Origin of the sequence: Burkholderia pseudomultivorans (assembly GCF_001718415.1) — a bacterium.
In the GTDB taxonomy this organism is placed as follows: Bacteria; Pseudomonadota; Gammaproteobacteria; order Burkholderiales; family Burkholderiaceae; genus Burkholderia; species Burkholderia pseudomultivorans_A.
In genome coordinates, this window is record NZ_CP013377.1 from 210,678 (window position 1) to 235,917 (window position 25,240).

The 25,240-nt window shown below is 69.4% G+C and carries 22 protein-coding genes; 14 read left to right on the forward strand and 8 right to left on the reverse strand.

Annotation, left to right across the window (positions count from 1 at the left end):
• Window positions 1-256: 256 nt before the first annotated feature.
• Window positions 257-1,360, reverse strand: a complete 1,104-nt coding sequence (locus tag WS57_RS00920; RefSeq protein WP_069243623.1) for an AGE family epimerase/isomerase — start codon at window positions 1,358-1,360, stop codon at window positions 257-259.
• Between the two features lie 112 nt (window positions 1,361-1,472).
• Here WS57_RS00920 and WS57_RS00925 point away from each other — a divergent pair, with 112 nt between their 5' ends.
• The 4 genes from WS57_RS00925 to WS57_RS00935 all read left to right on the forward strand — a co-directional run bounded on the left by WS57_RS00925 (window position 1,473) and on the right by WS57_RS00935 (window position 4,619).
• The gene (locus WS57_RS00925) at window positions 1,473-2,168 is read left to right on the forward strand and encodes an MgtC/SapB family protein (RefSeq protein WP_009689754.1); all 696 of its coding nucleotides are present in this window, start codon (window positions 1,473-1,475) and stop codon (window positions 2,166-2,168) included.
• 10 nt (window positions 2,169-2,178) lie between these two features.
• Window positions 2,179-3,678, forward strand: a complete 1,500-nt coding sequence (locus WS57_RS00930) for a flagellar hook-length control protein FliK (protein WP_335645795.1) — start codon at window positions 2,179-2,181, stop codon at window positions 3,676-3,678.
• A 175-nt stretch (window positions 3,679-3,853) separates the two neighbouring features.
• A complete protein-coding gene (locus tag WS57_RS37505) occupies window positions 3,854-4,009 on the forward strand; it encodes a hypothetical protein (RefSeq protein ID WP_009689757.1) in 156 nt (51 codons plus the stop codon).
• A 130-nt stretch (window positions 4,010-4,139) separates the two neighbouring features.
• Complete coding sequence (locus tag WS57_RS00935; protein WP_009689758.1) at window positions 4,140-4,619, forward strand: GNAT family N-acetyltransferase; 480 nt, start codon at window positions 4,140-4,142, stop codon at window positions 4,617-4,619.
• A gap of 60 nt (window positions 4,620-4,679) precedes the next feature.
• Here WS57_RS00935 and WS57_RS00940 read toward each other — a convergent pair whose 3' ends face one another.
• Window positions 4,680-7,505, reverse strand: coding sequence for a heavy metal translocating P-type ATPase (locus WS57_RS00940; RefSeq protein ID WP_081337569.1), 2,826 nt, complete (start codon window positions 7,503-7,505; stop codon window positions 4,680-4,682).
• A 349-nt stretch (window positions 7,506-7,854) separates the two neighbouring features.
• On the opposite strand from WS57_RS00940, the gene WS57_RS00945 reads away from it, so the two are divergent.
• Together WS57_RS00945 and WS57_RS00950 are read left to right on the forward strand one after the other, a co-directional pair.
• Complete coding sequence (locus WS57_RS00945) at window positions 7,855-9,282, forward strand: DUF1254 domain-containing protein (RefSeq protein ID WP_040130867.1); 1,428 nt, start codon at window positions 7,855-7,857, stop codon at window positions 9,280-9,282.
• A gap of 151 nt (window positions 9,283-9,433) precedes the next feature.
• The gene (locus tag WS57_RS00950; protein ID WP_069243625.1) at window positions 9,434-13,219 is read left to right on the forward strand and encodes a DUF748 domain-containing protein; all 3,786 of its coding nucleotides are present in this window, start codon (window positions 9,434-9,436) and stop codon (window positions 13,217-13,219) included.
• A gap of 55 nt (window positions 13,220-13,274) precedes the next feature.
• On the opposite strand, the gene WS57_RS00955 is transcribed toward WS57_RS00950, so the two are convergent.
• The gene (locus WS57_RS00955; RefSeq protein WP_040130869.1) at window positions 13,275-13,496 is read right to left on the reverse strand and encodes a hypothetical protein; all 222 of its coding nucleotides are present in this window, start codon (window positions 13,494-13,496) and stop codon (window positions 13,275-13,277) included.
• Between the two features lie 247 nt (window positions 13,497-13,743).
• On the opposite strand from WS57_RS00955, the gene WS57_RS00960 reads away from it, so the two are divergent.
• On the forward strand, window positions 13,744-15,417 hold the full coding sequence (locus WS57_RS00960; protein ID WP_060240581.1) for an alkaline phosphatase family protein: 1,674 nt from the start codon (window positions 13,744-13,746) through the stop codon (window positions 15,415-15,417).
• A 221-nt stretch (window positions 15,418-15,638) separates the two neighbouring features.
• A complete protein-coding gene (locus tag WS57_RS00965; RefSeq protein ID WP_040130871.1) occupies window positions 15,639-15,833 on the forward strand; it encodes a YqaE/Pmp3 family membrane protein in 195 nt (64 codons plus the stop codon).
• Window positions 15,834-15,892: 59 nt separating this feature from the next.
• Here the strand turns inward: WS57_RS00965 and WS57_RS37510 are convergent, their stop codons facing one another.
• From WS57_RS37510 to WS57_RS00975, 3 genes are read right to left on the reverse strand one after another with little or no spacing between them, the layout of a single operon-like run.
• Window positions 15,893-16,063 (reverse strand): hypothetical protein, encoded by a 171-nt coding sequence (locus WS57_RS37510; protein WP_167361710.1) that lies wholly within the window; start codon window positions 16,061-16,063, stop codon window positions 15,893-15,895.
• A complete protein-coding gene (gene cydB, locus WS57_RS00970) occupies window positions 16,035-17,042 on the reverse strand; it encodes a cytochrome d ubiquinol oxidase subunit II (RefSeq protein WP_040130872.1) in 1,008 nt (335 codons plus the stop codon). The genes WS57_RS37510 and cydB overlap by 29 nt, the downstream gene beginning before the upstream one ends.
• A 32-nt stretch (window positions 17,043-17,074) precedes the next feature.
• The gene (locus tag WS57_RS00975; protein ID WP_040130873.1) at window positions 17,075-18,487 is read right to left on the reverse strand and encodes a cytochrome ubiquinol oxidase subunit I; all 1,413 of its coding nucleotides are present in this window, start codon (window positions 18,485-18,487) and stop codon (window positions 17,075-17,077) included.
• Between the two features lie 489 nt (window positions 18,488-18,976).
• Here WS57_RS00975 and WS57_RS00980 point away from each other — a divergent pair, with 489 nt between their 5' ends.
• The 3 genes from WS57_RS00980 to ltaE all read left to right on the forward strand — a co-directional run bounded on the left by WS57_RS00980 (window position 18,977) and on the right by ltaE (window position 21,030).
• A complete protein-coding gene (locus tag WS57_RS00980) occupies window positions 18,977-19,303 on the forward strand; it encodes a hypothetical protein (RefSeq protein ID WP_059604949.1) in 327 nt (108 codons plus the stop codon).
• Between the two features lie 13 nt (window positions 19,304-19,316).
• Window positions 19,317-19,853: a YMGG-like glycine zipper-containing protein gene (locus WS57_RS00985; protein ID WP_040130875.1), complete on the forward strand. Its 537-nt coding sequence runs from the start codon at window positions 19,317-19,319 to the stop codon at window positions 19,851-19,853.
• A gap of 163 nt (window positions 19,854-20,016) precedes the next feature.
• Window positions 20,017-21,030, forward strand: coding sequence for a low-specificity L-threonine aldolase (ltaE, locus tag WS57_RS00990; RefSeq protein ID WP_069243626.1), 1,014 nt, complete (start codon window positions 20,017-20,019; stop codon window positions 21,028-21,030).
• An 85-nt stretch (window positions 21,031-21,115) separates the two neighbouring features.
• On the opposite strand, the gene WS57_RS00995 is transcribed toward ltaE, so the two are convergent.
• Window positions 21,116-22,018: an HTH-type transcriptional regulator ArgP gene (locus WS57_RS00995; RefSeq protein ID WP_230945604.1), complete on the reverse strand. Its 903-nt coding sequence runs from the start codon at window positions 22,016-22,018 to the stop codon at window positions 21,116-21,118.
• Window positions 22,019-22,205: 187 nt separating this feature from the next.
• Here WS57_RS00995 and WS57_RS01000 point away from each other — a divergent pair, with 187 nt between their 5' ends.
• A complete protein-coding gene (locus WS57_RS01000; RefSeq protein WP_009694963.1) occupies window positions 22,206-23,276 on the forward strand; it encodes a rhodanese-like domain-containing protein in 1,071 nt (356 codons plus the stop codon).
• A gap of 119 nt (window positions 23,277-23,395) precedes the next feature.
• Complete coding sequence (locus WS57_RS01005; protein ID WP_060334249.1) at window positions 23,396-24,055, forward strand: glutathione S-transferase family protein; 660 nt, start codon at window positions 23,396-23,398, stop codon at window positions 24,053-24,055.
• A gap of 100 nt (window positions 24,056-24,155) precedes the next feature.
• Here WS57_RS01005 and WS57_RS01010 read toward each other — a convergent pair whose 3' ends face one another.
• A complete protein-coding gene (locus tag WS57_RS01010; RefSeq protein ID WP_069243627.1) occupies window positions 24,156-24,848 on the reverse strand; it encodes a phosphatase PAP2 family protein in 693 nt (230 codons plus the stop codon).
• Between WS57_RS01010 and WS57_RS36725 the strand changes: the two genes are divergently transcribed.
• Complete coding sequence (locus WS57_RS36725) at window positions 24,811-25,215, forward strand: hypothetical protein (protein WP_167361711.1); 405 nt, start codon at window positions 24,811-24,813, stop codon at window positions 25,213-25,215. The two genes, WS57_RS01010 and WS57_RS36725, sit on opposite strands and share 38 nt — an antisense overlap.
• Window positions 25,216-25,240: the final 25 nt, after the last annotated feature.

The following is a 25,240-nucleotide window of genomic DNA, read 5'->3' on the forward strand; positions in this document are numbered from 1 at the left end:
GAGTGGCCGCTTGCGCTGAACTCTAGGAAGGGGGCTGCGGATAAGCAAGGAAATTCGTCCGCATCGCGCGCGCGATGCGGCGCGACTTTTGCGCGGAAGGCGGGAATCGCGTGGATTTCGGCGCCGCCGCTGCCGGACGAGCGAACCGCGTGCCCGTCCGATGTGCGGTGTGCGCGGGACGCTCCCGGGCGCAGCCGCCGAACCACCGAACCGCCGGCGCGCGTGTCGCGCGGCGGCGCCGTCTACCGTCAGCCGCTCAGGCCGGCAGGGCTGCGTAGGCGGTCGCGAGGTGATAGGGTGTCGTCGAAGGCATGTCGGCGCGCGACACCTGCCCGTCCGCGGTCTTGCATTCGAACCAGCCGCGCGGGTGCAGGAAGCGCGAGGCGAAGCGCCCGATCTGCGTCGCGAGCGGCGCGGAGGCCGGCGTGCCGCCGTGCGTCGCGAGCGCGCGCAGATATTCGGTCTGGGCCCAGATTCGCTGCGTGCCGTCGATGCATGCGCCCTGCGCGTCGAGTGCCGCGCAGACGCCGCCCGTCTGCGCGTCGACGCCGTGTCGTTCCGCGAACTCGAACGCGCGCGCGAGCGCGTCGGCGAGCGTGGTCTGCGCGAGCCGCGCGCCGGCCGCGTCCACCAGATAGAACCATTCGAACTGGTGGCCGGGCTCGAAGCGGTTGCCGGCGGTGCCGAGCGGCAGTTCGGCGACGCAGCCGGTCGCCGTGTCGACGAAGCTGCGTTCGACGGCCTGTGCGGTGCGCAAGAGCGCGTCGTCGAATGCCGGGTCGCCGAACGCGTCGGCGGCCGCGAGCCAGGCTTCGGTCAGATGCATCAGCGGATTCTGCAGTGCGCCTTTGCCCGAGGACGAGAAATCGGCGTGACGGGCTGCATCGAGCAGCGCATCGCCCGGCGCCGGTGCGAAGCGGTCCTGGATCAGCGCGGCGGTTTCCTCGGCGATCGTGCGCGCGGCCGGTTCGCCCGATGCCGCGTGCCACGCGGCGCAGGCGAACACGACGAACGCGTGCGTATAGAGATCCTTGGTCGTGTCGAGCGGTGCGCCCTGCGCGTCGACGCTGTAGATCCAGCCGCCGTGGCGCGTGTCGCGGAAACGGTCGCGCAGCGAATCGAACAACGTGGCCGCGTGCGCCGCGTCGCCGGCCTGCGCGAACACGAACAGCTGCCGCGCGCACGCCATCGCGCGATAGCGCGTTACCGGCAACGGTGCGTGGGTGGCCGGATCGACGGCCTCGAACGGCAGTTGCAATGCGTGGTCGAACCCTGAACCCCGCCAAAGCGGCAAGACGACGTGCGCGAAATGGTGGCGCAATTGGGCGGCCTGGGCGGAAGCGGAGTCGGAGACGGACATGGCGGGGTTGAGCGCTTGGATCGAACGTGTCGGCGCGGCCCGAATCGGCGCAGCCGGGCCCAAGGATAAAACATTCCGCGCGGCCGGCACCACAAAAAAGGAGATAAATCGGATGCTCAGCAATCTGGAACTCGTGATGCGGCTCATTCTCGCGGCCGCGCTCGGCAGCGTCATCGGTTTCGAGCGCGAGCGCCTGTCGTGGGCGGCCGGGCTGCGCACGCACATGCTCGTGTGCGTGGGCTCCGCGCTGATCATGATCGTGTCGGCATTCGGTTTCGCCGACGTGCTCGGCAGCGACCACATCGTGCTCGATCCGTCGCGGATCGCCGCGCAGGTCGTGTCGGGGATCGGCTTCCTCGGCGCGGGCTCGATCCTGCTGCGCGGCGAGATCGTGCGCGGGCTGACGACGGCCGCGAGCCTGTGGTCGGTGGCCGCGATCGGTCTCGCGGTGGGCGGCGGGCTTTACGTCGCGTCGATTTCGGCGACGATCATCATCCTGATCATCCTGGCCGGCATCAAGCCGCTCGAACGGCGCTACTTCACGGTGCGGCAGCGGCGCCAGCTCGCGCTGACGGTCGTGAGCGGCACGCTGACGTTCGACTCGCTGCATGCGGCGCTCGGGCCGGACAGCGCGCGCGTGAAGCAGTTCATCGTGCAGCGCGCCGACGACACGGGCGAGCACGACGAGGTGCGCATCGCGCTCGCACGCGTGTCGGATCTCGAATATCGCGCGATCTGCGACAAGCTGCGCGCGTTGCGCGGCGTCACGCGTTTCGAGGAAGGAAGGGGACTGTCGGGCGACGAATAGGCGGCGGCTCATGCGACAATGGCCGGCCACCGATTCCGTTCGACGTCCGGTCCCGCGCCCGCGGGCCTCGCAATCCGATCTCATGACCGAATCCGTTATCGCGCCTCGTTCCCGTTCCCGTTCCGGCAGCCGTTCGTCGGCACGCTCCCGTCCGCGCTCCGCGGCGGCCGCAGGCGAGGCGGCCGCGAAGGCCGCGGTGAAGGCGGCGCCCGCGCCGGGCGGCGATCCGGCGCGGGCCGAACAGACGCTCGACCTGTTCGGCGACCCGGTGCTCGAGCCGGGCGAGCGTGCGTCGGTTGCGGTGCGCGACGAGGCGGTTGCGCAGGCGTCGGCGGAAACGAGCAGTGCGGCGGACGATGCTGCTGCCGGCCGGCAGGCGACGCTCGACGGCTTTGAGGCGATTGAAATGGCCGAAGCGGCCACCGCGACCGGCCGCGTGGAAGCCGGGGAAGCCGCGGATTCGGATGTAAGCGATGCGACGCGCGCGGCGGCGCCCGGCGAGATGCAGGCATCCGGGCACGATGAGGCTGCGCAGGGTGGCGGCGCGTCGGTAGTCGACGGGATGGCCCCGACGTCGGGCAACGCGCATGAAGTCGGCGAAGTTGCGGCGAAGGTCATCGATGCGCGTGTGAGCGATGCAGAGTCCGTGGCGGCGGTTGAAGCGCGTGCGGCATCCGGGGCGGGCAGCGCGTCGGCCCTCGGCGAACACGCATTCGAACCTGCCGATGCCACGGCAAAAGTCGACGGCCCAGACGATGCGGCCGCCGTCGCCCCGATCGACGAAGCTGCGACAGCCGGCCCGGCGGTGAAGTCGGGTGCGGCACGGTCCGCCGCCGACAACGTGAAGGAGCGCCGGTCCTCGTCGGGCGCAAAGCGTCGCACGACGCCGCGCGATACGGCGGCCCGCTCCGGGCCGGTTCCGACGATCGCGGAAGCCGCATCCCTCTCCACCGAACCCAACCCGGCACCGGAAACCGTCCCGGTTGACGAGCGCCCTGCCGCGCCGCAATCGTCGCAACCGCCGACGGCTCCCGTCCAGCGCGATGCGGGCCGACCGGCTGCCGCAGCGGCGTCGCCGAGCGCGCCATCCGCAGCGGCTTTCGTGACGAAGCCGTCCGCGGAGCAGGCGGGCCCGACCTTCGATCCGGAAACTCAGCTGCGCCCGCTGTCGGACCGCGTCGCGGCCCTGCAGACCGAAGTGGCCGGATTGACGCGCGCGGCCGATCGCGAGATGCGCCGCGTCAACCGGCTGCTGCTCGCGCTGGCCGTGGTCGTGCTGGCCGGGCTCGTCGCGCTGGTGATGCAGACGCGGCAGATTGCGCATCTGAAGCAGGACGTCGCCGCCCGGCAATTGCGGATCGATCGTCTGGCGGCCGATCTGTCGACCCAGCAGGCGACGCTGATGACGCTCGAGGAGCATCACGAAGCGCTGCTGTCCCAGGTCGACCGGCTGCAGCGCAACGCGTCGCGCGAAGCCGCCGCCGCGAAGCGGGCCCGTCGCACGCATTGATCGTTTCGACCCCGTCTGGAAAGCCGCGCCGGGCAAGGATCGGGGGGCGCGCCACGCGTCGGCGCGGCGGGACGGTGCGACAAACCGATGCAGCGCACTGGCAGAGTTTAGGGAAAACCCTTAGAATGGCATCTATCTCAGGGAAAACCCTAGCCTTATCTGTCAGGAGTCTCACATGAGCTTCATCTTCGCGCTGCTGCAAAAGATCGACGACCTGTTCGTTTCGCCGCACCTGCCGCTCGATGCGGAATACTCGTACGCTGCCCGTCGCGCTGAAGCCGAGCGTGTGCGTCGCTCGCATCTCGTGCCGATTTGCCTGTACCGTCGCTGATTCGCTGATTCGCTGATTCGCTGATTCAGCCCGGCGCTCGCCGTCCAGCGCCCGCTTCCGCCGCCGCCCCGTGCGCCGGTGCGACCGTCCCGCTACACTGAAAGCTCGATCCCTCCACGGCGACCGGGCCATGCTGCAAATGCGGCCAATGACGGCCGGTGAATTTCACGCGTACCGCACGCGCGCCATCGACGGCTATGCGCGCGATCTCGTGTCATCCGGGCAAAACGCCCCCGAAGACGCGGCCGACCGTGCCCGCGCCTGTTTCGACACCCTGCTGCCCGACGGCCTGCTGACTTCCGGCCAGACGCTCGTCTCGCTGGTCGATACCGCCAGCGGCGACACCGTCGGCGACCTCTGGTACGCGCTCGTGGCCGAGGGGCCGAACCGCACCTTGTTCATCTACGATCTCGAGATCGTCGCGTCCCGACGTCGCGAGGGCTGGGCCACGCGCGCGCTCGACGCACTCGAGGACGACGCGCGCCGCCACGGCGTGACGGAGATCGGGCTGTCGGTGTTCAACCACAACGCGGCGGCGCGCGCACTGTATCGCGCGTGCGGTTTCGTGCCGATCACGACGACGCTGATCAAGCCGGTCGTTCACGACTGAATCCGCTTCCCGATACCACTTCCCCGCTGAAATCGACCGCGGCGAGGTTCGCCCGCGCGCTCAGCGCGCGCGTCCCTTCCATCGCCGCAGCAGCAGTGCGTTCGTCACGACACTGACGCTGGAAAACGCCATCGCGGCGCCTGCGATCACCGGGCTCAGCCAGCCGAGCGCCGCGAGCGGCACGCCGACCAGGTTGTAGACGAACGCCCAGAACAGGTTCTGCTGGATCTTCCGATAGGTGCGCTTCGAAATGTCGATCGCGTCGGCGACGAGCGCCGGATCGCCGCGCATCAGCGTGATGCCGGCCGTATGCATCGCCACGTCGCTGCCGGTCGCCATCGCGATGCCGACATCGGCCGCCGCGAGCGCGGGTGCATCGTTGATCCCGTCGCCGGCCATCGCGACGATTCCGCCGTGCGTGCGCTTCAGGTCGGCGACCACGCGCGCCTTGTCGTCGGGCAGCACCTGCGCATGGACTTCGTCGATCCCGAGCGACGCGGCGACGGCCGCCGCGCTGCCGCGGTTGTCGCCCGTGACCAGCACGCTCGCGACGCCGCGCGCGGCGAGCGCCGCGATCGCGTCGCGCGCGCCGGGTTTCACGGTGTCGCCGAACGCGATCAGCGCGATCGGTGCACGCGGCGCGTCGGCGCGCATCAGCCACGAGATCGTGTTGCCCGCGCTTTCGAGTTCGGCGGCGCGTGCGTCGAGCGCGGGCGGCACGACGATGCCGAGTTCGTCGCGCCAGCGCGTGCTGCCGAGTGCAAGCAACTGCCCGTCGACGCGGGCTTCGACGCCGCGCCCGGCCACCGCGCGCGCGTCGGTCGCGACCGGCGTGGCTGCCGCACTGCCGTCGGCGGCAGCCGCCGCGTCGTGCGCGGCGACCACCGCGCGGGCGAGCGGATGGTCGCTTTGCCGCTGCACCGCCGCCGCGAGCGCGAGCGCTTCGCCGCGCGGCATGCCGACCGCTTCGAAGGCCGTCACCGACGGCTTGCCTTCGGTCAGCGTGCCGGTCTTGTCGAATGCGATCACGGTCGTGCGCTGCGCGAGTTCGAGCGCCTGCGCGTCCTTGATCAGCACGCCGTGCCGGGCCGCGACGCCGGTGCCGGCCATGATCGCGGCCGGCGTCGCGAGGCCGAGCGCGCACGGGCATGCGATGACGAGCACCGCGACCGCGTTGAGGATCGCGGTTTCCGCGCCGGCGCCGGCGAGCAGCCAGCCGATCAGCGTCAGCACCGCGATGCCGAGGATTGCCGGCACGAACACCGCGCTGACGCGATCGACCAGACGCTGGATCGGCGCTTTCTCCGCCTGCGCGGATTCGACCAGACGGATGATGCGCGCGAGCGTCGTCTCCGCGCCGATCGCGGTGGTTTCGACGACGAGTGCGCCTTCGCCGTTGATCGAGCCGGCCGTGACGATGTCGCCGGCGTCTTTCGGAACGGGCAGGCTCTCGCCGGTGATCAGCGATTCGTCGATATGCGAGCGGCCCGATACGATCCGGCCGTCGACGGGCACGCGTTCGCCCGGACGGATGCTGACGGCCGTGCCGACGCGCACCTGCGCGAGCGGCACGTCGCGCTCGACGCCGTGTTCGACGACGCGCGCGCGATCAGGCCGCAGCGCGTTCAGCGCGCGGATCGCTTCGGTCGTCTGCCGCTTCGCGCGCGCTTCGAGCCACTTGCCGAAGCGCACCAGCGTGATGATGACGGCCGACGCCTCGAAGTAGAGGTGGCCGGGATGCGCGGGATCGCGCAGCAGCATCCACAGGCTCAGCCCGAATGCCGCTGAGGTGCCGAGTGCGACGAGCAGATCCATGTTGCCCGCGCGCGCCTTCACCGCGTGCCACGCGGCGCGGTAGAAGCGCGCGCCGAAGCCGAACTGGACGATCGACGCGAGCACGAGCTGCAGCCAGCCGGGCAGCATCGCGTCGATGCCGAACGGCGCGGCCAGCATCGGCGCGACGAGCGGCGCGCTCAGCACGGCGGCCCCGATCACGAGATTGCGCTCGCGGATCGCTTCGCGGCGCTTGCGCGTGTCGGCGTCCGAGGCGGGGCGGGCGGCCTGCGAGTCGGCCTGCGTCGCGGGAGCGGGCGCGGCCGTCAGCGATGCGCGATAGCCGGCGGTCGTGACGGCGGCGATCAGCGCGTCGGCGGCGAGCGGGCCCGCGCCGTGCACCGAGGCGCGCTCGGTCGCGAGATTCACCGACGCGCGCGCGACGCCCGGCACGGCGGCCAGCGCTTTCTCGACGCGACCGGCGCAGGATGCGCAGGTCATGCCGCCGATGTCGAGCTCGATATCGGTGGAAGCGGTCGGCGCGGTGGGGGTTGCCGGGACGGCGGCATCCGGCTCGACCGGCGTCGCGCCATAGCCGGCCTGCTTCACGGCGTCGACCAGCCGCGCAGCGGTGACGTCGGCCGCCGCCTCGACGGTGGCGCGTTCGGTCGCGAGATTGACCGACGCATGCGTGACACCGGGCACCTTCGCGAGCGCCTTTTCGACGCGCGACACGCAGGACGCGCAAGTCATCCCGTCGATGTCGAGTTCGATCGTCGTATCGGCCGGCAGCGTCCGGTCGGCGGCGCCGGACGCTGCCGGCATTGCCGCGCGGTGCTCGTGCGTCCGCGCAGCTGCGGCCGCCCCGATTCCCGCTTCACGCACTACCGCAGGATAGCCGGCCTCGCCGACCGCCTCGACCAGCCGGGCCGGTTCGACCGTCTCCAACGCGGTCACGGTTGCCGATTGCCGGTCGAGATCGACCGCCGCGTCGACGACGCCCGGCACCGCGGCCAGCGCGCGCTGCACGCGACCCGTGCAGCCGCCGCAATGCATGCCGTCGACGCCGAGTTCGATCGTGTGCAGGGCTGCGGAAGCAAGTGGTTCATTCATGGCGGATTTCCCCGAAGCGTGACGCGATGGGTGTCAGTATCAACATTCCCATGATGGTAAGGTCAAGCGTCGGCGACGATGTGCCGCGGGGGGGCGGCCCGCATGTTCGCGCCTGCCGGCGTCGATCCTCCCCCAATTAGCGGCCGTGCGCACGGCCGCGGCCGGACGCCGCTAGCGCCCGACCCGTTATTCGGCATATTGGGGGATGCCCTTAGGCGCTATGATACCGGCCTGACATCGGCATCCTGCGCCGCGAAGCGGCCCGCCGGGCTTGCTGCGATGTCTGGCATGCGCCGGTCGCTGACGAAGCCGGCGTTGACTGAAAAGAATGATATTCGGCCAGTAATCGATGATTGAAAACCTACGAGAGTCAATTTCTCTGCGGCGCGCCTGCGTGCCGTTGGCCATGGCGGCGCTGCTGGCGGGATGCGCGTCGCAGCCCGACGCGATCCAGCAGAAAACCGGCTGGATGCGCTCGGAAGTCGCCGACTCCTATGTGTACGCGTATCCGCTCGTGCTGATGGACGTCGCGAAGGACGTCGCAACGGGCGGCGACGGCGCGCAGCCGGGCCAGGCGCCGCTCAACACGCTGCGCCATGCGCAGGCGCTGCCGCCGGTCGGCGCGGTCAATCCGCCGCTGCCGGGCGTCGATACGCTCGATTCGACCGGCTGGCTCGACGTGGCGGACGAGCCCGTGATCGTCACGCTGCCCGACACGCGCGGCCGCTACTGGGACGCCCGCGCGCTCGACATGTGGACGAACGTGCTGTGGTCGTCGTCGAGCGTGACCGCGCACGGGGCTCGCGGCGGCGCGCGATCGCAAACGATTGCCTTCGCCGCGAAGGACTGGCAGGGCGCGCTGCCGAAGGGGGCGGTGCGCGTCGACGTGCCGTCGCGCAATGTCTGGCTCGACGTGCGGCTGCAGACGAGCGGCGGCCGCGACCTGACCAACGTGAAGAAGCTGCAGCGTGCGATCCGCGTGGTGCCGCTGTCGGTCTATACGGGCGCCGCGCGCGGCGCGTCGGTCGCGGTCCACGCGGGCAGTGCGCCGTCCGAGGCGGCGAGCGGCGGCACGCCGGCGGAGCAGGTCGCCGCGCTCGATCCGAAGGCGTTCTTCACGCGTTTCGCGCAGGCCTTGCAGGACAACCCGGCGCCCGACGACGATCCGCACGCGAAGCAACTGCTCGACGACATCGGCGTATCGGCCGGCTATCCGGTGCTGTGGACGGGCGACCGCCTCGCGGCCGCGACGGCCGGCGTCGCGGAGGCGCGCGCGCGGCTCGCGACGCCGCCGCCGAACCTGCTGAACGCGAACGGCTGGACCTGGATCGGCGATACGGCCGGCAAGTACGGCCAGGACTACGCACTGCGCGCGTATGCGGCCTATACGCAGTTCGGCACCGCGACGCGCGACGACGAGACGCTCGCGATCGTCCGCGTCGACAGCGACGGCCATCCGCTGAACGGCGCGAACCGCTACGTGCTGCATTTCGCGCCGCGTGCGCTGCCGCCGGTGCGCGCGTTCTGGACGCTGACGCCGTACACGACGAACGGCGCGCTGCCCGACGTCGGCGCCGCACGCCGCTCGCTCGGCGATCGCGACCGGCTGCGTCGCAATCACGACGGCTCGATCGACATCGTCGTGTCCGCCACGCCCGGCGGCGCGAACTGGCTGCCGGCGCCGCGCACCGATTTCGCACTCGCGTTGCGGCTGTATGCGCCGAAACCGCAAGCGAGCGACGGCTCGTGGATGCCGCCCGTCGTCGTGCGGAAATGAACGGACGGCCGCCGCCGTGGTCCGATCGGCGGGCGCGGCGGCGGCACCCGAACGCCGTTCCGTTACCTCCTGAGCCTATACTTTCGGGATAGCGCGCGCGGGCGAACCGGTTTTCCGGTGCGGCCGGCGTCCATTCCCGAGGCAATCCAGCATGGCAAGCGCAGACAAAGAAACCCTACCCTCGACCCTCCATGCCCTCGGCGGCATCGCACGCGCGCGTCGCACCCGGCGTATCGGCATCGGCGTGCTGATCTTCCTGGTTTTATTCGGACTGCTCGGATTCTTCGCGGCGCCGCCGCTGATCCGCCATATCGCCGAGCAGCAGCTGAGCAAGCAGCTCGACCGGCCCGCGACGATCCAGCGCATCGCGCTGAACCCGTACACGCTGAACCTCGAAGCCGACAGCATCCACCTCGGCGAGCGCGGCGGGCAGGGCGACTTCATCGACATCGCGAAGCTCGTCGTTCGGCCGTCGTGGACGTCGCTGTTCCGCGGCGCGCCGATCGTCAACGAGATCCGCCTCGATTCGCCGCGCTTTCACATCGTCCGCTACGACGCGCAGCGCTTCAACTTCACCGACCTGATCGAGAAATTCTCGACCCCGTCGAAACCCGACAGCAAGCCGACGCTGTTCTCCGTGTCGAACATCCAGGTCAACAACGGCCGGATCGATTTCGACGACCGCCTGTTGAACGAAAAGCACGTCGTCGACAACTGGACGCTCGGCATTCCGTATATCGCGACGCTGCCGTCGAAGACCGACATCTTCGTCCAGCCGACGCTGCGCCTGCGCTTCGACGGCAGCCCGATCGCGATCGACGGCAAGACCAAGCCGTTCGCGCAGTCGCGCGAATCGGAGATCGCGCTGAAGTTCGACAAGCTCGACGTGCCGAAGCTGATCTCGTACGCGCCGACCAAGCTGCCGGTCGCCGTGACGAGCGGCCTGCTGAGCAGCGACCTCGCGCTCAGCTTCGCGATGAACGGCGAAACGCCGGCGCTGCGCGTGTCGGGCACCGTCGACCTGGCCGACGCGAAGGTGACGGGCCTCGCGTCCGAGCCGCTGTTCGCCGCGCACGGCGTGCATGTCGCGGCGGCCAGCCTCGAGCCGCTGCGCAACGTGCTGCATTTCGACGAGATTCGCATCGACCGGCCGGTGGTCGACCTGTCGCGCGACAAGCAGGGCGTGCTGAACCTCGAGAAGCTCGCCGGTCAGCCGTCAGCCGCGCCGAAGCCGGCAGCGGCCGCATCGGGCGCCACGGCCGCTGCCGCCTCCGCCGCCGCGAGCGGTGCGAAGCCGGCCGCAGCAAACGCGAAGACGCCGCCGCTCGACCTGACGATCCGCCATTTCGCGATCGACGGCGGCACGGTCAACCTCGACGACCGCGTGCCGGCGCCGCCGACCGCGCTGTCGCTGACGAAGCTCGCCGCGACGCTCGACGGCTTCTCGCTGCAAGGCAGGACGCCCGCGAAGTACACGCTGTCGACGGCGCTGTCGCGCGGCGGCGACGTGAAGGCCGAAGGCGCGTTCAGCCTGGCGGCGAAGCAGGTCGACACGAAGCTGACGGTCGATGCGCTCGCGCTGGCGCCGCTGCAGCCGTATCTCGGCGAAGCGACGCGCGCGCGCGTGCTCGACGGCGCGCTCGGCGCGACGCTCAACGCGAAGGCCGACTGGGGCAAGACGCCGCTCGACGCGCAGGTCGCCGACAGCGTCGTGAGCCTGAAGTCGGTGAAGATCGCGGCGCCGGACGCGAAGGCGCCCGCGATCGTGCTGCCCGATGCGAGCGCGAAGATCGCGAAGGTCGACGTCGCCGCGCGCACCGCGGAGATCGCGAGCGTCGACGCCAGCGGGCTGGCGCTCGACGTGAAGCGGCTGAAGGACGGCAAGATCGACCTCGCGGCGCTCGCGGGCCCCGCGCAGGCGTCGGTGCCCAAGCGCACGGTCGCGCGCAAGGCCGAGGCCGCCGCGCCGTCCTGGCATTACCGGATCGATGCGCTGAACGTGAAGGACGCGTCCGCGAACTTCACCGACCTGTCGACGCCGCGCCCGGTGAAACTGGCGATCAAGCCGCTCGACCTGTCGGTGCAGAAGCTCGGCGACGACATGACGAAGCCGCTGCCGGTGCAGTTGAAGGCGACGCTGAATCGCAAGGGCTCGCTGAACGTGTCGGGCGACGTGACTGCGCAACCGCTGAAGCTCGGCCTGAAGATCAACGGCAACCGCCTCGACGCGGCCGCGTTCGAGCCGTATTTCGGCAGTACGCTGAACGCGACGATCGCGAGCGCGCTGCTCAACGCGCAGGGCAACCTGCAGTTCGCGCAGGTGAAGGACGCGATGCGCGCGACGTATCGCGGCGACGTCGCGCTCGTCGACGTGCGGATGCTCGACAAGGCGACCTCCGACCCGTTCGCGGGCTGGCGCTCGCTCGCGCTGTCGAACCTGAAGGCGAACTACGACGAGAAGGGCACCGACGTCGACGCGTCGCGCGTGACCTTCTCCGACTTCTACGGCCGCGTGCTGCTCGACGCGCAGGGGCGGCTGAACCTGAAGGACGTCGTCGCGAAGGAGTCGGGCCCCGCGCAGTCGCTGACGCGCGATGCGAGCAAGGGCGAGCCGGTGCCGCTGTCGCCGGGCGTCACGCCGCCGGCCGCCGCGCAGGCGGCGTCGGCCGCGGCCGCGCAGCAGGCGTCCGCGCCGGCCGCCGCGTCGGCGACGGTGATCGTGAAGGCCGCGCCGCCGCCGAAGAACCCGGTGCGGATGCACTTCGGCCAGCTGGTGCTGCAGAACGGCCGCGTGACCTACACCGACAACTTCATCAAGCCGAACTACACGGCGAACCTGGTCGCGATCAAGGGCACGGTCGGCGCGTTCGGCACCGATTCGACGACCTCCGCGCCGGTCGACGTCGCCGCGAACCTCGCCGGCAACGGGCCGATCTCGATCAAGGGCTCGGTGAACCCGCTGATCGACAAGCCGGCGCTGGACCTCACGGCGACCGCGCACGACATCGAACTGACCAACCTGACGCCGTACTCGGCGAAGTACGCGGGCTATCCGATCACGAAGGGCAAGCTCAACGTCGATCTGCACTACGAGCTCGCGAACGACCAGCTGAAGGCGAACAACCACATCTTCATCGACCAGCTGACGTTCGGCGACCACGTCGAGAACGACACGGCGACGAAGCTGCCGGTGAAGCTCGCGATCTCGCTGCTGAAGAACACGCGCGGCGAGATCGACGTGAACCTGCCGGTGTCGGGCTCGCTGTCGAATCCGGAGTTCAGCGTCGGCGGGCTGATCTGGCATGCGGTGCTGAACCTGATCGCGAAGGCCGTCACGTCGCCGTTCATGCTGCTCGCGAACGCGTTCGGCGGCGGCGGCGAGGATCTCGGCTATGTCGAGTTCGCACCGGGCTCGTACGAACTCGACGACGCGCAGCAGAAGAAGCTCGACACCGTCGTGAAGATGCTGACCGAGAAGCCGTCGATCCGTCTCGACCTGATCGGGCGCGTCGACCCGGCCAAGGACACGCCGGGGCTGCGCGATGCGTACGTCGATCGCCTGGTTCGCCAGCAGAAGCTGAAGGACGTGATCGGGCAGGGCGAGAGCATCGATCCGATGTCGGTGAAGGTCGAGCCGGCCGAGTACGGCAAGTACCTGACGCGTGCCTACAAGGCCGCCGACTTCAAGAAGCCGCGCAACCTGATCGGCCTGCAGAAGACGCTGCCCGACGCGGACATGAAGAAGGCGCTGGCCGACCACGCGCCGGCCGACGACAACGCGCTGCGCGCGCTCGCGCAGCAGCGTGCACAGGCGGTGCGTCAGTATCTCGAAGGCAAGATCGATGCGCGCCGCGTGTTCGTCGTGGCGCCGAAACTCGATGCGAAGGGCATCCAGGACAAGGGTGCGACGACGCGCGTCGATTTCGGTCTGCAGTAAGCGCGTAGCAAGCCGCCGCGGCGCCCGCCCGAGCGGGGCGCCGCGGCGCGCGTCCTCAGCGCGCGGCGATCGCCGGCTCGCGCTTGTCCAGTTCCTTTCTCGCGGCCAGCGGCAGGCGCGCGTCGTCCCACTGCGCGAGCCATTCGACTTCCTTCGCCGTAAAGACCTGTCCGTAGTTGCGCAGCGCGTACTGCAGCGCGTCGACGACATGATGGCGAATGATTTCGGGGGTGCGTGCGTCGTCCAGCACGAACCGGAGGGCTTCCAGGGTCGACATACTCGTGCTCCGGGTCAGGGAAAACCCTTTATCACACGCCAATAGTCGTGCGCCAACCGGAAAAAAATTCGCCCGGCGCGTGAGCGCGCGTCGCGCGCCGCATTGCGACGATTGCGTGTCGCTTGCGATTAGTTACGTTTGATAGAAAACAGAAAGCCCCGCTTCATCCGACCGCCGCACGGCGCGGCGATATTTTGCGCGCTGGTGGCAAGTCATGCAGTTCAACGTCAATCGATGAGGTGGGGTGATGATGTCTTTCTTCGTTAAGCAGCGGAAAACCGCAGCGATGGTGGCGGGCGCGCTGGCGCTCGCGAGCATGGGCGCATACGCGCAGCAGGACGGCAACAGTCAGGGCGGCGACGCCGCGCACGGCCGGCGCGTCGTCAAGCACGTGCTGCTGATCAGCATCGACGGCCTGCACGAGCAGGATCTCGCGCGCTGCATCGGCGCGAACACGTGTCCGAACCTCGCGGTGCTCGCGCAAAGCGGCGTGACCTACACGAATGCGTATACGCCGGGCCTGTCGGATTCGTTCCCGGGCCTCGCGGCGCTCGTGACGGGCGGCTCGCCGAAGACGGCCGGCCTGTTCTACGACGTGTCGTACGACCGCAACCTGTACGCGCCGAGCGATACGACCTGCTCGGGCAAGCAGGGCTGGAACGTCGTGTTCGACGAGACGACGGGCATCGACGCCCAGAACGGCGGCGCGCTCGTCCACCTCGACGGCGGCGGCGCATTCAACCCGCAGGCGATTCCGCACGCGAAGGTCAACGGCCAGTGCGTGCCGGTTTATCCGCACAACTACGTGAAGACCAACACGGTGTTCGAAGCCGTGAAGGCGGGTATCCCGAACGCGCATACCGCGTGGGCCGACAAGCACGCGTGGGGCTACGACTGGCTGAACGGCCCGTCGGGCGCCGGCGTCGACGATCTCGCGCGCACCGAGATCAACTCGATCGATCCGGCGACGGGCACCGATTACACCGACGTCTATTCGCATACCGCGCGCTTCGACAACCTGCACGTGCAGGCGCTGATCAACCAGATCGGCGGTCGCGACTCGACGGGGACCAAGAGCGCGCCGGTGCCGACGCTGTTCGGCGCGAATTTCCAGACGCTGAGCGTTGCGCAGAAGGCGCCGGTCGCGACGGGCGGCGGCTATCTCGACGCGAACTTCACGCCGAACGGGCAGGTCGCGAATGCGATCACGTATGTCGACAACGCGATCGGCCATGTCGTCGCGGCGCTGAAGCAGGCGAACCTGTATTCGTCGACGGCCGTGATCGTCACGTCGAAGCACGGCCAGTCGCCGACCGATCACACGAAGCTCGTGAAGAACGGCGATACGCTGACCAAGCTGCTCGAAGCGAACAACTATCTCGACCCGAACGGCAACTTCGGCCAGAACAACACCCGGACGGGCAACCTGAACGACGGTTCGGGGCTGGTCGGCACGGGCTTCGTGCAGACCGACGACGTCGGCCTGATCTGGCTGCGCGACCGCAGCCAGCGCACGGCCGTCGTAGAGACGCTGAAGGCGAACCTCGGCTGCAATGCGCCGGGGATCTGCGCGGACGGTCCGCAGGCGTACATCCTGTACGGTGCGGCGCTCGCCGACCGCTTCGGCGACCCGGCCAACGGCCGCACGCCGGACATCGTCGTGCAGCCGAATCCGGGCGTGATCTATACGTCGAGCACGAAGAAGGACGAGGAGCACGGCGGCAACGCGCCCGACGACAGCCATCTCGGCCTGCTCGTGTCGTATCCGGGCCTGCATCGCGCGCGCACCGTGACCGACCTGGTCGGCACGAAGCAGGTCGCGCCGACGATCCTCGGGCTGCTCGGCGCGGACCCGCGCCTGCTGCATGCGGTCGTGGCCGAGAATACGCGCGTGCTGCCGGGGCTCGGTATCGACCGTTGAGGCGGGTGTCGAGGGAGGCGTCGGACGCGGATCGCCGCGCCTGACGGGAAGGCGTCCGCGGCATGACGCGGGCGAGGCAGGCGGCGCCGGGCGGTCGACGGCGCCGCGCTGCCGTCGGGCGGGCCGGGATGCGGGCCGGCGCATGCGGCTTGAAATCCGCCGGGTGCGCCGGCATATTCGCGAGGCATCACCCGTTCAACAACGTCCCGAGAGGTGGGTTCATGCGCCTTCTGCTTGCCCTGCTGCTGCCGTGGTTCCAGTTCTTCACGATCGGCCGCCCGATCGCCGGGATCATCTGCCTGATCCTGCAACTCACGATCATCGGCTGGCTGCCGGCCGCGATCTGGTCGGTGTATGCGCTGAGCCAGTACAAGACCGACCGCAAGATCGAAGCGGCGCTGCGCGGACGCGGATGATGCGCCGCCGCCGCGCGTGACCGGCACCCTGCGCCCCGGCTTCGCGCCGGGCGCGCGGCTTACTTCACCGCAAACAGCGTCAGGTTCATGAAGATCTTGAACGCGTAGCCGAGCGTGACGGCGCCGATCACGCCGCCCGCCCACAGCACGACGAACCACATCCAGCCGCGCATGCGCGGCCGCCGCGTATCGGCTTGCCGTTCAGTGGTGGTAGTAATGCTGGTCTTCATGGCGCACCTTGCCTCGGAATACCCAGTAACCCATCGTCGTGTAGGCGATGATGATCGGCAGGATAACCGCTGCGCCGACCAGCGTGAAGGTCTGGCTCGAATGCGGTGCGGCGGCTTCCCAGATCGTGAGCGTCTGCGGAATCGCGTACGGGAACAGCGACACGAGCAGGCCGACGTAGCCGAGCAGCACCAGCGCCAGCGCGAGCACGAACGGCGTCATGTCGTGCCGGTCGCGCACCGCGCGCCGCATCCACACCGCGCACCCGGCGACCAGGAACGGTACCGGCAGCAGACGCCAGAACAGCCCCGTATCGAACCAGCGCTGCGCGATGGCCGGATCCTGCAGCGGCGTCCACAGGCTGACGATCGCGATGAAGCCGAGCAGCACGACGGTCAGCGGCCACACCACGCGATGCAGCCGGCGCTGCAGGTCGCCTTCGGTCTTCGCGACGAGCCAGCAGCAGCCGAGCAGCGCATAGGTCGCGATCAGGCCGAGGCCGGTCAGCAGGCTGAACGGCGTCAGCCAGTCGAACGCGTCGCCCGCGAACACGCCGTCCTTCACGTCGATGCCCTGCAGGAACGCGCCGAGCGCGATGCCCTGGAAGAACGTCGCGCCGGCCGAGCCGCCGATGAACGCGAGGTCCCACAGATGCTTGGTGCGCCGCGCCTTCGCGCGGATCTCGAACGACACGCCGCGGAAGATCAGGCAGACCAGCATGAAGATCAGCGGCAGGTACAGCGCGGACAGCACGGTCGAGTAGACGACGGGGAACACCGCGAACAGCCCCGCGCCGCCGAGCACAAGCCAGGTCTCGTTGCCGTCCCACACGGGCGCGACGGTGTTCATCATCAGGTCGCGTTCCTTCTCGTCCGGGAAGAACGGGAAGACGATGCCGATGCCGAGGTCGAAGCCGTCGAGCACGACGTACATGAAGAGCCCCAATGCGATGATCGCGGCCCAGATTACGGTGACGTCCATAGGTTTTCTCGTATGCGGATGGGGTGGGCGGCTCAGACGGTCTCGAGCGGTTCGTCGACGGCCGACATCGGGCGGCGCGCGGTATGGTCGTGGCGCGTGTCGGGCGTATGGTCGTGCTTCGCATCGGGCAGCGCGGGGCCGGCCTTCATCAGCTTCAGCATGTAGTACACGCCGGTGCCGAACACGAGGAAGTACACGATCACGAACGTCATCATCGACACGCTGACCTGCTGCACCGACAGCGGCGACACCGCGTGCGCGGTGCGCATCACGCCATACACGACCCACGGCTGGCGGCCCGCCTCGGTCGTCACCCAGCCGGCGAGCAGCGACACGAAGCCGGCCGGGCCCATCACCAGGGCGAAGCGCTGCAGCAGCTTCGATTCATACAGGCGGCCGCGGCGGCGCAGGAACCACGCGAGCAGGGCGAGGCCGATCATCGCGAAGCCGAGGCCGACCATGATGCGGAAACTCCAGAACACGAGCGTCGAGTTCGGCCGGTCTTCCGGCGGGAATTCCTTCAGCCCGCGGATCTCGCCGTCCCAGCTGTGCGTAAGGATCAGGCTGCCGAGATGCGGCACCTTCAACGCGTAGTGCGTCGTCTCGGCCTTCATGTCCGGGATGCCGAACAGGTTCAGCGCGGTGCCGCCCTTCTCGGTTTCCCACAGCCCCTCGATCGCGGCGATCTTCGCGGGCTGGTACTTCAGCGTGTTCAGGCCGTGCTGGTCGCCGATCACCGCCTGCAGCGGCGCGAGCACGAGCAGCAGCCACAGCGCCATCGAGAACATCTTCTTCACGCTCTTGTCGCGGCGGCCCTTCAGCAGGTGATACGCGCCCGTCGCGGCCACGACCAGCGCGGCGACGATGAACGCGGCGATCGCCATGTGCAGCAGGCGGTACGGGAACGACGGGTTGAAGACGATCGCGAACCAGTCGGTCGGCACGACGCGGCCGTCGACGATCTCGAAGCCCTGCGGCGTCTGCATCCAGCTGTTCGACGCGAGGATCCAGAAGGTCGAGATCAGCGTGCCGATCGCGACCATCAGCGTCGCGCCGAAGTGCGCGCGCGGGCTCACGCGGTTCCAGCCGAACAGCATGATCCCGAGGAAGCCCGCTTCGAGGAAGAACGCGGTCATCACCTCGTACATCAGCAGCGGGCCCGTGACCGAGCCGGCGAAGCTGGAGAAGCCCGACCAGTTGGTGCCGAACTGATAGCTCATCACGACGCCGGAGACGACGCCCATCCCGAACGCGACGGCGAAGATCTTCGACCAGAACAGGCAGAGTGTCTTGTAGTACGGCTTGCCGGTCTTGAGCCAGCGGTATTCGAGCACCGCGATGAAGCTCGCGAGGCCGATGCTCATGGCCGGAAAGACGATGTGAAAGGAGACGGTGAACGCGAATTGCAGGCGGGCCAGATCGAGGGCCGAGAAAGCGGTATCCATACCAGTTGACCGAAGCTGTCGATGCCCGCCGGCGGATGCCGGCGGACCCCGGCCGACGGGCGGCGGGGTTGGCTGGAGTATGGGACGCGATGTTGCGCCGCGAAATGTGCCAACTCGTCGCAGATGTCCAGCCCGTTTCGGCCGATGCCGGGATAAATCGTTGATTCGTATCAAGAACGGCGTTCGCGGCGTGCGACCGGCCGGCGTGGCGGTCTGCCGCACGTGCGTCAATATGGCGCGTCGCGGCATTGAACGATAGCGGCGGTGGCGAACCGCTGCTGCGCGGCGCCGCGCGCGACCGGCCGGTTTCGGCCCGTTAGCGCGTAATGCGCGCGGCCGCGCCGGCGGGCCGTCGCCGACGGGGTCTGTCACAACGGTAACGGCGCGCAACATTGGCGCGCGTGCCTGTAATGGATGCCGGATCGCGCGCGGCGTAGCGTTCGATATGCCGGGTTCGAATCGACGAACCGGCGTGCCGGAGAACGTGACGTGAATCGATTGAAGCTCGCGCTGGGCGCGGTCGCGACGGTGGCGATCGCGACGGGCGGCCTCGCGCATGCCGCCCGGGTCGGGGTCTATGTCGGCCCCGGCTATTCGTACTACTACCCCGTGGTTCCCGCGCCGTACTACTACCCGCCGCCCGTCGTCGCGGTGCCCGTCGATCCGGGGCCGCCGCCCGAATACATCGAGAAGGGCCAGCCCCAGGACAACGGCGACGCGAACCTCTGGTACTACTGCGACGCGTCGAGGCATTACTACCCGTATGTGAAGGAATGCAGGTCGGGCTGGCGAGCGGTGCCGGCGCGACCGCAATGACGGAGGCGCGACGATGAAACCAGCGATTCGACCTCTGCGCCTGCCGGCCGCGCTGGCGCTGGCCGCGCTGCTCGGCGCATGCGCGTACATGCCGACCGGGCCGAGCGTGATGGCGCTGCCGGGCACCGGCAAGTCGTTCGACCAGTTCCGCGCCGACGACGCGAACTGTCGCCAGTTTGCGTTCGAGCAGTCGGGCGGCGTGAGCGCCGGGCAGGCGTCGACCGCGAGCGCGGTCGGCAGCGCGGCCGTCGGCACCGCGCTCGGCGCGGCGGCGGGCGCCGCGATCAACGGCGGCACCGGTGCGGCCGTCGGCGCGGGAGCGGGCCTGCTCGCGGGCAGCGTGGTCGGCGCCGGCGCGGCGCAGGGCTCGGCATACGACATGCAGCGCCGCTACGACTACGGCTACCTGCAATGCATGTATGCGGCCGGCAACCGTGTGCCGGTGCCGGGCGGGATGAGCGGCGGCGGGGGTGGTGGATATGGCGGCGCGCCGCGCACGCCGCCGCCGATGCCGCCGGCCGGCGTTCAACCGCCGCCGCCGCGCTACTGACGGCCGACGGCACGGTGCGCTGCGACACAGCGCGTGCGGCACGCGGCGCGCCGCGCGCGTGCCGCACCGTCAGCAGGCGTGCGGCGAATTGCGTACACTCTGAGTCTCGTTTCGGCAGGGCCGGGCGCCTCGGTTCCGGCCTGCGTTCACTCAGGGCAAAGCAATGATCGATTTACGCAGCGATACCGTGACGCGTCCGAGCCAGGCGATGCTGGCCGCGATGACAGCCGCCGAAGTCGGCGACGACGTATGGGGCGACGACCCGACCGTGCTGCGCCTGCAGAGCGCCACGGCCGAGCGCGCGGGCAAGGAAGCCGGCCTGTTCTTCCCGAGCGGCACGCAGAGCAATCTGGCCGCGCTGATGGCGCACTGCGAGCGCGGCGACGAATACATCGTCGGCCAGCTTGCGCACACCTACAAGTACGAAGGCGGCGGCGCGGCCGTGCTCGGCAGCATCCAGCCGCAACCGATCGAGAACGCGCCGGACGGCACGCTGCCGATCGCGAAGATCGCCGCCGCGATCAAGCCGAACGACAATCATTTCGCGCGCACGCGCCTGCTCGCGCTGGAGAACACGATCGGCGGCCAGGTGCTGCCGGAAGGCTATGTGCACGAAGCCGTCGCGTTCGCGCGCAGCCGCGGGCTGGCCGCGCATCTCGACGGCGCGCGCGTGTGCAACGCGGCGGTCGCGTCGGGCCGCTCGATCGCCGAGCTGTGCGCGCCGTTCGACACCGTGTCGATCTGCTTCTCGAAGGGGCTCGGCGCGCCGGTCGGCTCGGTGCTGGTCGGCAGCCGCCCGCTGATCGAGCGCGCGCAGCGCTGGCGCAAGGTGCTCGGCGGCGGGATGCGCCAGTCGGGCATTCTCGCGGCGGCGTGCCTGTACGCGCTCGACCACAACGTCGAGCGGCTCGCCGACGACCATGCGAACGCCGCGCATCTTGCCGCGGGCCTCGCTCGCATCGAGCCCGTGAAGGTGCTGTCGCACGCGACGAACATGGTGTTCGCGCAATTCCCCGAAGCCGATTGCGCGCCGCTCGAAGCGTGGCTCAAGGCACGCGGGATGCTCACGCAGATGCTGTACGCGTCGCGCTTCGTCACGCACTGCGACGTGTCGCGCGCGGACATCGACACCTTTATCGAGGCGGTCGGCGCGTATTTCGCGCAGCGGCGCGGCTGAAGTCCTCGCGTCGCGGGCGGCGGCAAGCGCGGCCCGCACGCCGCGCGGGATAGTGCGGCCGGCGCGGCGCCGGTCGCCCGCCGATTCATTTCGGCAGCGGCTCGAGCAGCCGGCGCGCGGCTTCGACGACGCGCGTGGACAGCGACGCCATCGTCGGCGACTGCACGGTCCACGCGTGCCAGTACAGCGCGACGTCGGTCGGATGTGCCGGTGCGAGATCGACGAGCCCCTGCGCGTCGAGCGGCGCGCCGCCGATCAGCGGCTCGGGCACCATCGCATAGCCGAGCCCGTGCCGCACCGCCGCGAAGTGCGCGTGCGTGCCCGGCACGTAGTGGCAGGGATAGGCGCCGTCCGGCAGCCCGAATTTTTCTTCCAGGAACGACGACTGCAGCGTGTCGCGCCGCGAATACGCGACCACCGGTGCGCGCCGCGCGCTCGCGCGGTTCAGCCCGCGCGGAAACCAGCGCACCGCGAACGCGGCGGCCGCGAGCAGCCGGTAGCGCATCGTGCCGAGCGGCGTCGCGACGCAGCCGCGCATCGGCTTCGGCTCGGTCGTCACGCAGCCGATCGCCATCCCGCTCTCGAGTAGCGCGAACGTGTGGTCCTGATCCTCGACGATCAGCTCGAACAGGATGCGCTCGCCCGCCAGCACCGAGGTCAGCGCGGGCAGGAACCAGGTGCCGAGGCTGTCGGAGTTGAGCGCGATCGTGACGGAGATCGGCGATTCGCGCTCGGTTGCGAGCATGCTTTGCAGGTCGGCCTGCAGCAGCGCGACGCGGCGCAGGTGCTGCAGCACGCGCTGCCCGGCCACCGTCGGCCGGCACGGCCGCGTGCGCAGCACGAGCGGCGTGCCGAGGCTCGCCTCCAGCGCGCGCACGCGCTGCGTGACCGCGGATGCGGTCACGTGCAGCCGCACGGCGGCCTGCTCGAAGCTGCCGGTGTCGGCGACGGCCAGAAGCGCGGCGGCCTGCTTCGGATCGATCGTCATCGACATGTCGACGGAATTCCTGTGAACGCAAGACGTGAACAGGGCGTAGTGTAAGTCAGCGTACGCGAGCGGCCGGTCGCGGCGTATCGTCCCGCCGCCCCGGAATCCACCGCACGCCGTGCGTCGGCGGCGCGCATTTTGGCCTACGCTATAAGTCGACACGAACCGGCGACGGAGCGCCCTCACGATGATCTTCCGGCAACTCTTCGACCCGCAATCGTCTACCTACACCTACCTGCTCGCCGACCACGCATCGCGCGAGGCGCTGCTGATCGACCCGGTCTTCGAACAGGTGCGCCGCGACTCGGCGCTGCTCGACGAACTGGGCTTGCGGCTCGTCGCAACCGTCGACACGCACGTGCACGCCGATCACGTGACGGGCGCGTGGCTGCTGAAGCAGCGCACCGGCAGCGCGATCGCGATCTCGGCGGCGAGCGGCGCGCAGGGCGCCGATCGCTATCTGCGCGACGGCGATCGCTGCGCATTCGGCGCGCGCTACCTGACCGTGCGCGCGACGCCGGGCCATACGAACGGCTGCATCAGCCTCGTGCTCGACGACGAATCGATGGCCTTCACCGGCGACTGCCTGTTGATCCGCGGCACGGGGCGCACCGATTTCCAGCAGGGCGATCCGCGCGCGTTGTATCGCGCGGTGCACGGCCGGCTGTTCACGCTGCCGGCCGCCTGCCTGCTGTATCCCGCGCACGACTATCGCGGGCTGACGGCGACGAGCGTCGGCGAGGAGCGGCGCTTCAATCCGCGCCTCGGCGGCGATCTCAGCGAAGACGATTTCGCCGGCTACATGCACAACCTCGGCCTTCCGCATCCGCGACAGATCGACGTCGCGGTGCCCGCGAACCTGCAGTGCGGGGTCGCCGCGAGTGCGCCCGACGCGCAGGCGGAGGCCGACTGGGCGCCGCTCGTCTATACGTTCGCCGGCTTCTGGGAAATCGACCCGCAGTGGCTCGAGGATCATCTGCCGGCGGTGCAGGTCGTCGACGTGCGCGAGCCCGACGAGTTCACGGGCCCGCTCGGCCACCTGCCCGGCGCGACGTCGATTCCGCTCGGCGAGCTGGCCGCGCGCGCCGGCGAGCTCGCACGCGACCGGCCGGTCGTGACCGTGTGCCGGGCCGGCGGGCGTTCCGCGCAGGCGACCGTGCTGCTGCGCAAGGCCGGTTTCGATGCGGTCGCGAATCTCGGCGGCGGGATGCTGCGCTGGCGCGCGGAAGGGCGGCTCGCGATGGACGGCACGGCGTAGCGCCGGCATGACCGGAAAATATCCGCACGCATGTCGAATCGGCCGGCTGCCGTTCGTCGTCACGGTATCCGACCATGCGGCGCCGCGACACGGCGCCCGAATCCCAGAGAGGCCGCGCAATGATGCCGACGCTTTACGCCCATCCGTTTTCGTCCTACTGCCAGAAGGTGCTGACCGCGCTGTACGAGAACGGCACGCCGTTCGATTACCGTCTGCTGCCGCACGACGATCCGAAACCGATGCAGGAGCTGGCCGCGCTGTGGCCGATGAAGCGCTTTCCGGTGCTGGTCGACGCAGGCCGCACGATCATCGAGGCGACCATCATCGTCGAGTATCTCGGGCTCAGATATCCGGGGCCCGTGCGCCTGCTGCCCGACGATCCGAACGACGCGATCGAGGTGCGGATGATGGATCGTTTCTTCGACAACTACGTGGCGACGCCGCAGCAGAAGGTCGTGTACGACGCGCTGCGTCCGGCGGCCGAGCGCGACGCGCGGGGTGTCGCCGACGCGCGCGCGATGCTGGAAAAATCCTATGCCTGGCTCGACGCGAAGATGGCCGATCGCGAATGGGCGGCCGGCGACCGCTTCAGCCTTGCCGACTGCGGCGCCGCGCCATTCCTGTTCTACGCGGACTGGACCCACCGGATCGATCCGTCGTTCGCGAACGTGATTGCGTATCGCAAGCGTCTGCTTGCGCGGCCGTCGTTCGCGCGCGCCGTCGACGAGGCGCGGCCGTTCCGTTCGTTCTTTCCGCTCGGCGCGCCGGATCGCGACTGACGCATGCGGGTGTGGCGCGGCGCGAGGCCGCCGCATGCGGGCGGCAGCGCACGCCCGGTCGACGGAAAGACAGCAGCGGCAGCATCGTGAAGCCCGCGCGTCACATCGCGTGCGTCGCCGACTGCGCGAGCGTCAGCAGTTCGTCGAACTGCGTGATCAGCTCGAAGCACAGCAGGAACGCGAGCGTATAGGCGGGCGCGGGAAAGCGCCGGATCGTCTGCAGCACGTGCGGCGCGAAGCGCGAACGGACGGCATCGCACGTCAGCAGCCACGTGATCGCGACGCCGATGGCCGCGCCGGCGAGCAGGTCGGTCGGGTAGTGGAAGCCGAGATACGCGCGCGGCAGGCAGATGAACACGACCGCATACAGCAGCGCGAGCACGCCGACGCGGCGCGCGATGATGAAGATGCCGGTCGCGATCGCCATCCACAGCATCGCGTGATCGCTCGGGAACGAACTCCAGGCCTGCAGCGTCGCAGCGCGCAGCCCCGCAGACGGAAAGTGCAGGTGCAACTCGGGGTTGTAGATCGGTCGCACGCGGAACGGCAGCACCGCGGCGAGCAGCCGGCCGATCGCGAGTGCGACGAGGCCGCTCGCGAGCGTCGCGACGACCAGCTCGCGTTGCCGTTCGCGGTACGGGCCGGGCTGGAACCAGAGCCAGCACAGCACGGGGACGAGCACGAAGCCCTTGAACGTGTACAGGCCGGCGATCACGCGAATCGCGTGATTCATCAGGGGACCGAACGTGATGCGCGTGAGAAAGAGCTGGATCGCGGTGTCGAAATTGTTCATGTTCTGCGACCCCGGCGGACGCGCCGTGCATGACGCGCGGCCGCCAGGATCAGGAAGCGCGCTCGCACCGGAGCGCAATGGGGGCAAGTATGTCACCCGTTATTTCGAAGAAAATGCGAAAAAATACCGGGAATCCCCTGATAAAACAGGGCGATTTGATCGGGCCGGACTGCGCGGCGGCATGCGGCAAGGCGGTCGCGAATCGTCGGATTTTTGCGCCGGGATGTTCGCGGCAGGCCGAAAAATATCGAGCCGGACCGGCCGGTTCGACGACGCGATGCGGAGATTGCATCGAATGAGCGATGCGTTTGCGTGCCGCGCGAACTTGTCGGGCACGCCAGGCCGCGAAGCCGCCGCTCGAAAATAAAAAGAAAAGGCGGGCAAGCCCCCGC

Coding starts and splice junctions, on each gene's coding strand:
- WS57_RS00925 (WP_009689754.1), top strand. CDS start 1,473: ATGCTCAGCAATCTGGAACTCGTGATGCGGCTCATTCTCGCGGCCGCG.
- WS57_RS01005 (WP_060334249.1), top strand. CDS start 23,396: ATGATGCCGACGCTTTACGCCCATCCGTTTTCGTCCTACTGCCAGAAG.
- WS57_RS00995 (WP_230945604.1), bottom strand. CDS start 22,018: ATGACGATCGATCCGAAGCAGGCCGCCGCGCTTCTGGCCGTCGCCGAC.
- WS57_RS00965 (WP_040130871.1), top strand. CDS start 15,639: ATGCGCCTTCTGCTTGCCCTGCTGCTGCCGTGGTTCCAGTTCTTCACG.
- cydB (WP_040130872.1), bottom strand. CDS start 17,042: ATGGACGTCACCGTAATCTGGGCCGCGATCATCGCATTGGGGCTCTTC.
- WS57_RS00950 (WP_069243625.1), top strand. CDS start 9,434: ATGGCAAGCGCAGACAAAGAAACCCTACCCTCGACCCTCCATGCCCTC.
- WS57_RS37505 (WP_009689757.1), top strand. CDS start 3,854: ATGAGCTTCATCTTCGCGCTGCTGCAAAAGATCGACGACCTGTTCGTT.
- WS57_RS00940 (WP_081337569.1), bottom strand. CDS start 7,505: ATGAATGAACCACTTGCTTCCGCAGCCCTGCACACGATCGAACTCGGC.
- ltaE (WP_069243626.1), top strand. CDS start 20,017: ATGATCGATTTACGCAGCGATACCGTGACGCGTCCGAGCCAGGCGATG.
- WS57_RS00935 (WP_009689758.1), top strand. CDS start 4,140: ATGCTGCAAATGCGGCCAATGACGGCCGGTGAATTTCACGCGTACCGC.
- WS57_RS00975 (WP_040130873.1), bottom strand. CDS start 18,487: ATGGATACCGCTTTCTCGGCCCTCGATCTGGCCCGCCTGCAATTCGCG.
- WS57_RS01000 (WP_009694963.1), top strand. CDS start 22,206: ATGATCTTCCGGCAACTCTTCGACCCGCAATCGTCTACCTACACCTAC.
- WS57_RS01010 (WP_069243627.1), bottom strand. CDS start 24,848: ATGAACAATTTCGACACCGCGATCCAGCTCTTTCTCACGCGCATCACG.
- WS57_RS00985 (WP_040130875.1), top strand. CDS start 19,317: ATGAAACCAGCGATTCGACCTCTGCGCCTGCCGGCCGCGCTGGCGCTG.
- WS57_RS00945 (WP_040130867.1), top strand. CDS start 7,855: ATGATTGAAAACCTACGAGAGTCAATTTCTCTGCGGCGCGCCTGCGTG.
- WS57_RS00930 (WP_335645795.1), top strand. CDS start 2,179: ATGCGACAATGGCCGGCCACCGATTCCGTTCGACGTCCGGTCCCGCGC.
- WS57_RS37510 (WP_167361710.1), bottom strand. CDS start 16,063: ATGAAGACCAGCATTACTACCACCACTGAACGGCAAGCCGATACGCGG.
- WS57_RS00920 (WP_069243623.1), bottom strand. CDS start 1,360: ATGTCCGTCTCCGACTCCGCTTCCGCCCAGGCCGCCCAATTGCGCCAC.
- WS57_RS00960 (WP_060240581.1), top strand. CDS start 13,744: ATGATGTCTTTCTTCGTTAAGCAGCGGAAAACCGCAGCGATGGTGGCG.
- WS57_RS00955 (WP_040130869.1), bottom strand. CDS start 13,496: ATGTCGACCCTGGAAGCCCTCCGGTTCGTGCTGGACGACGCACGCACC.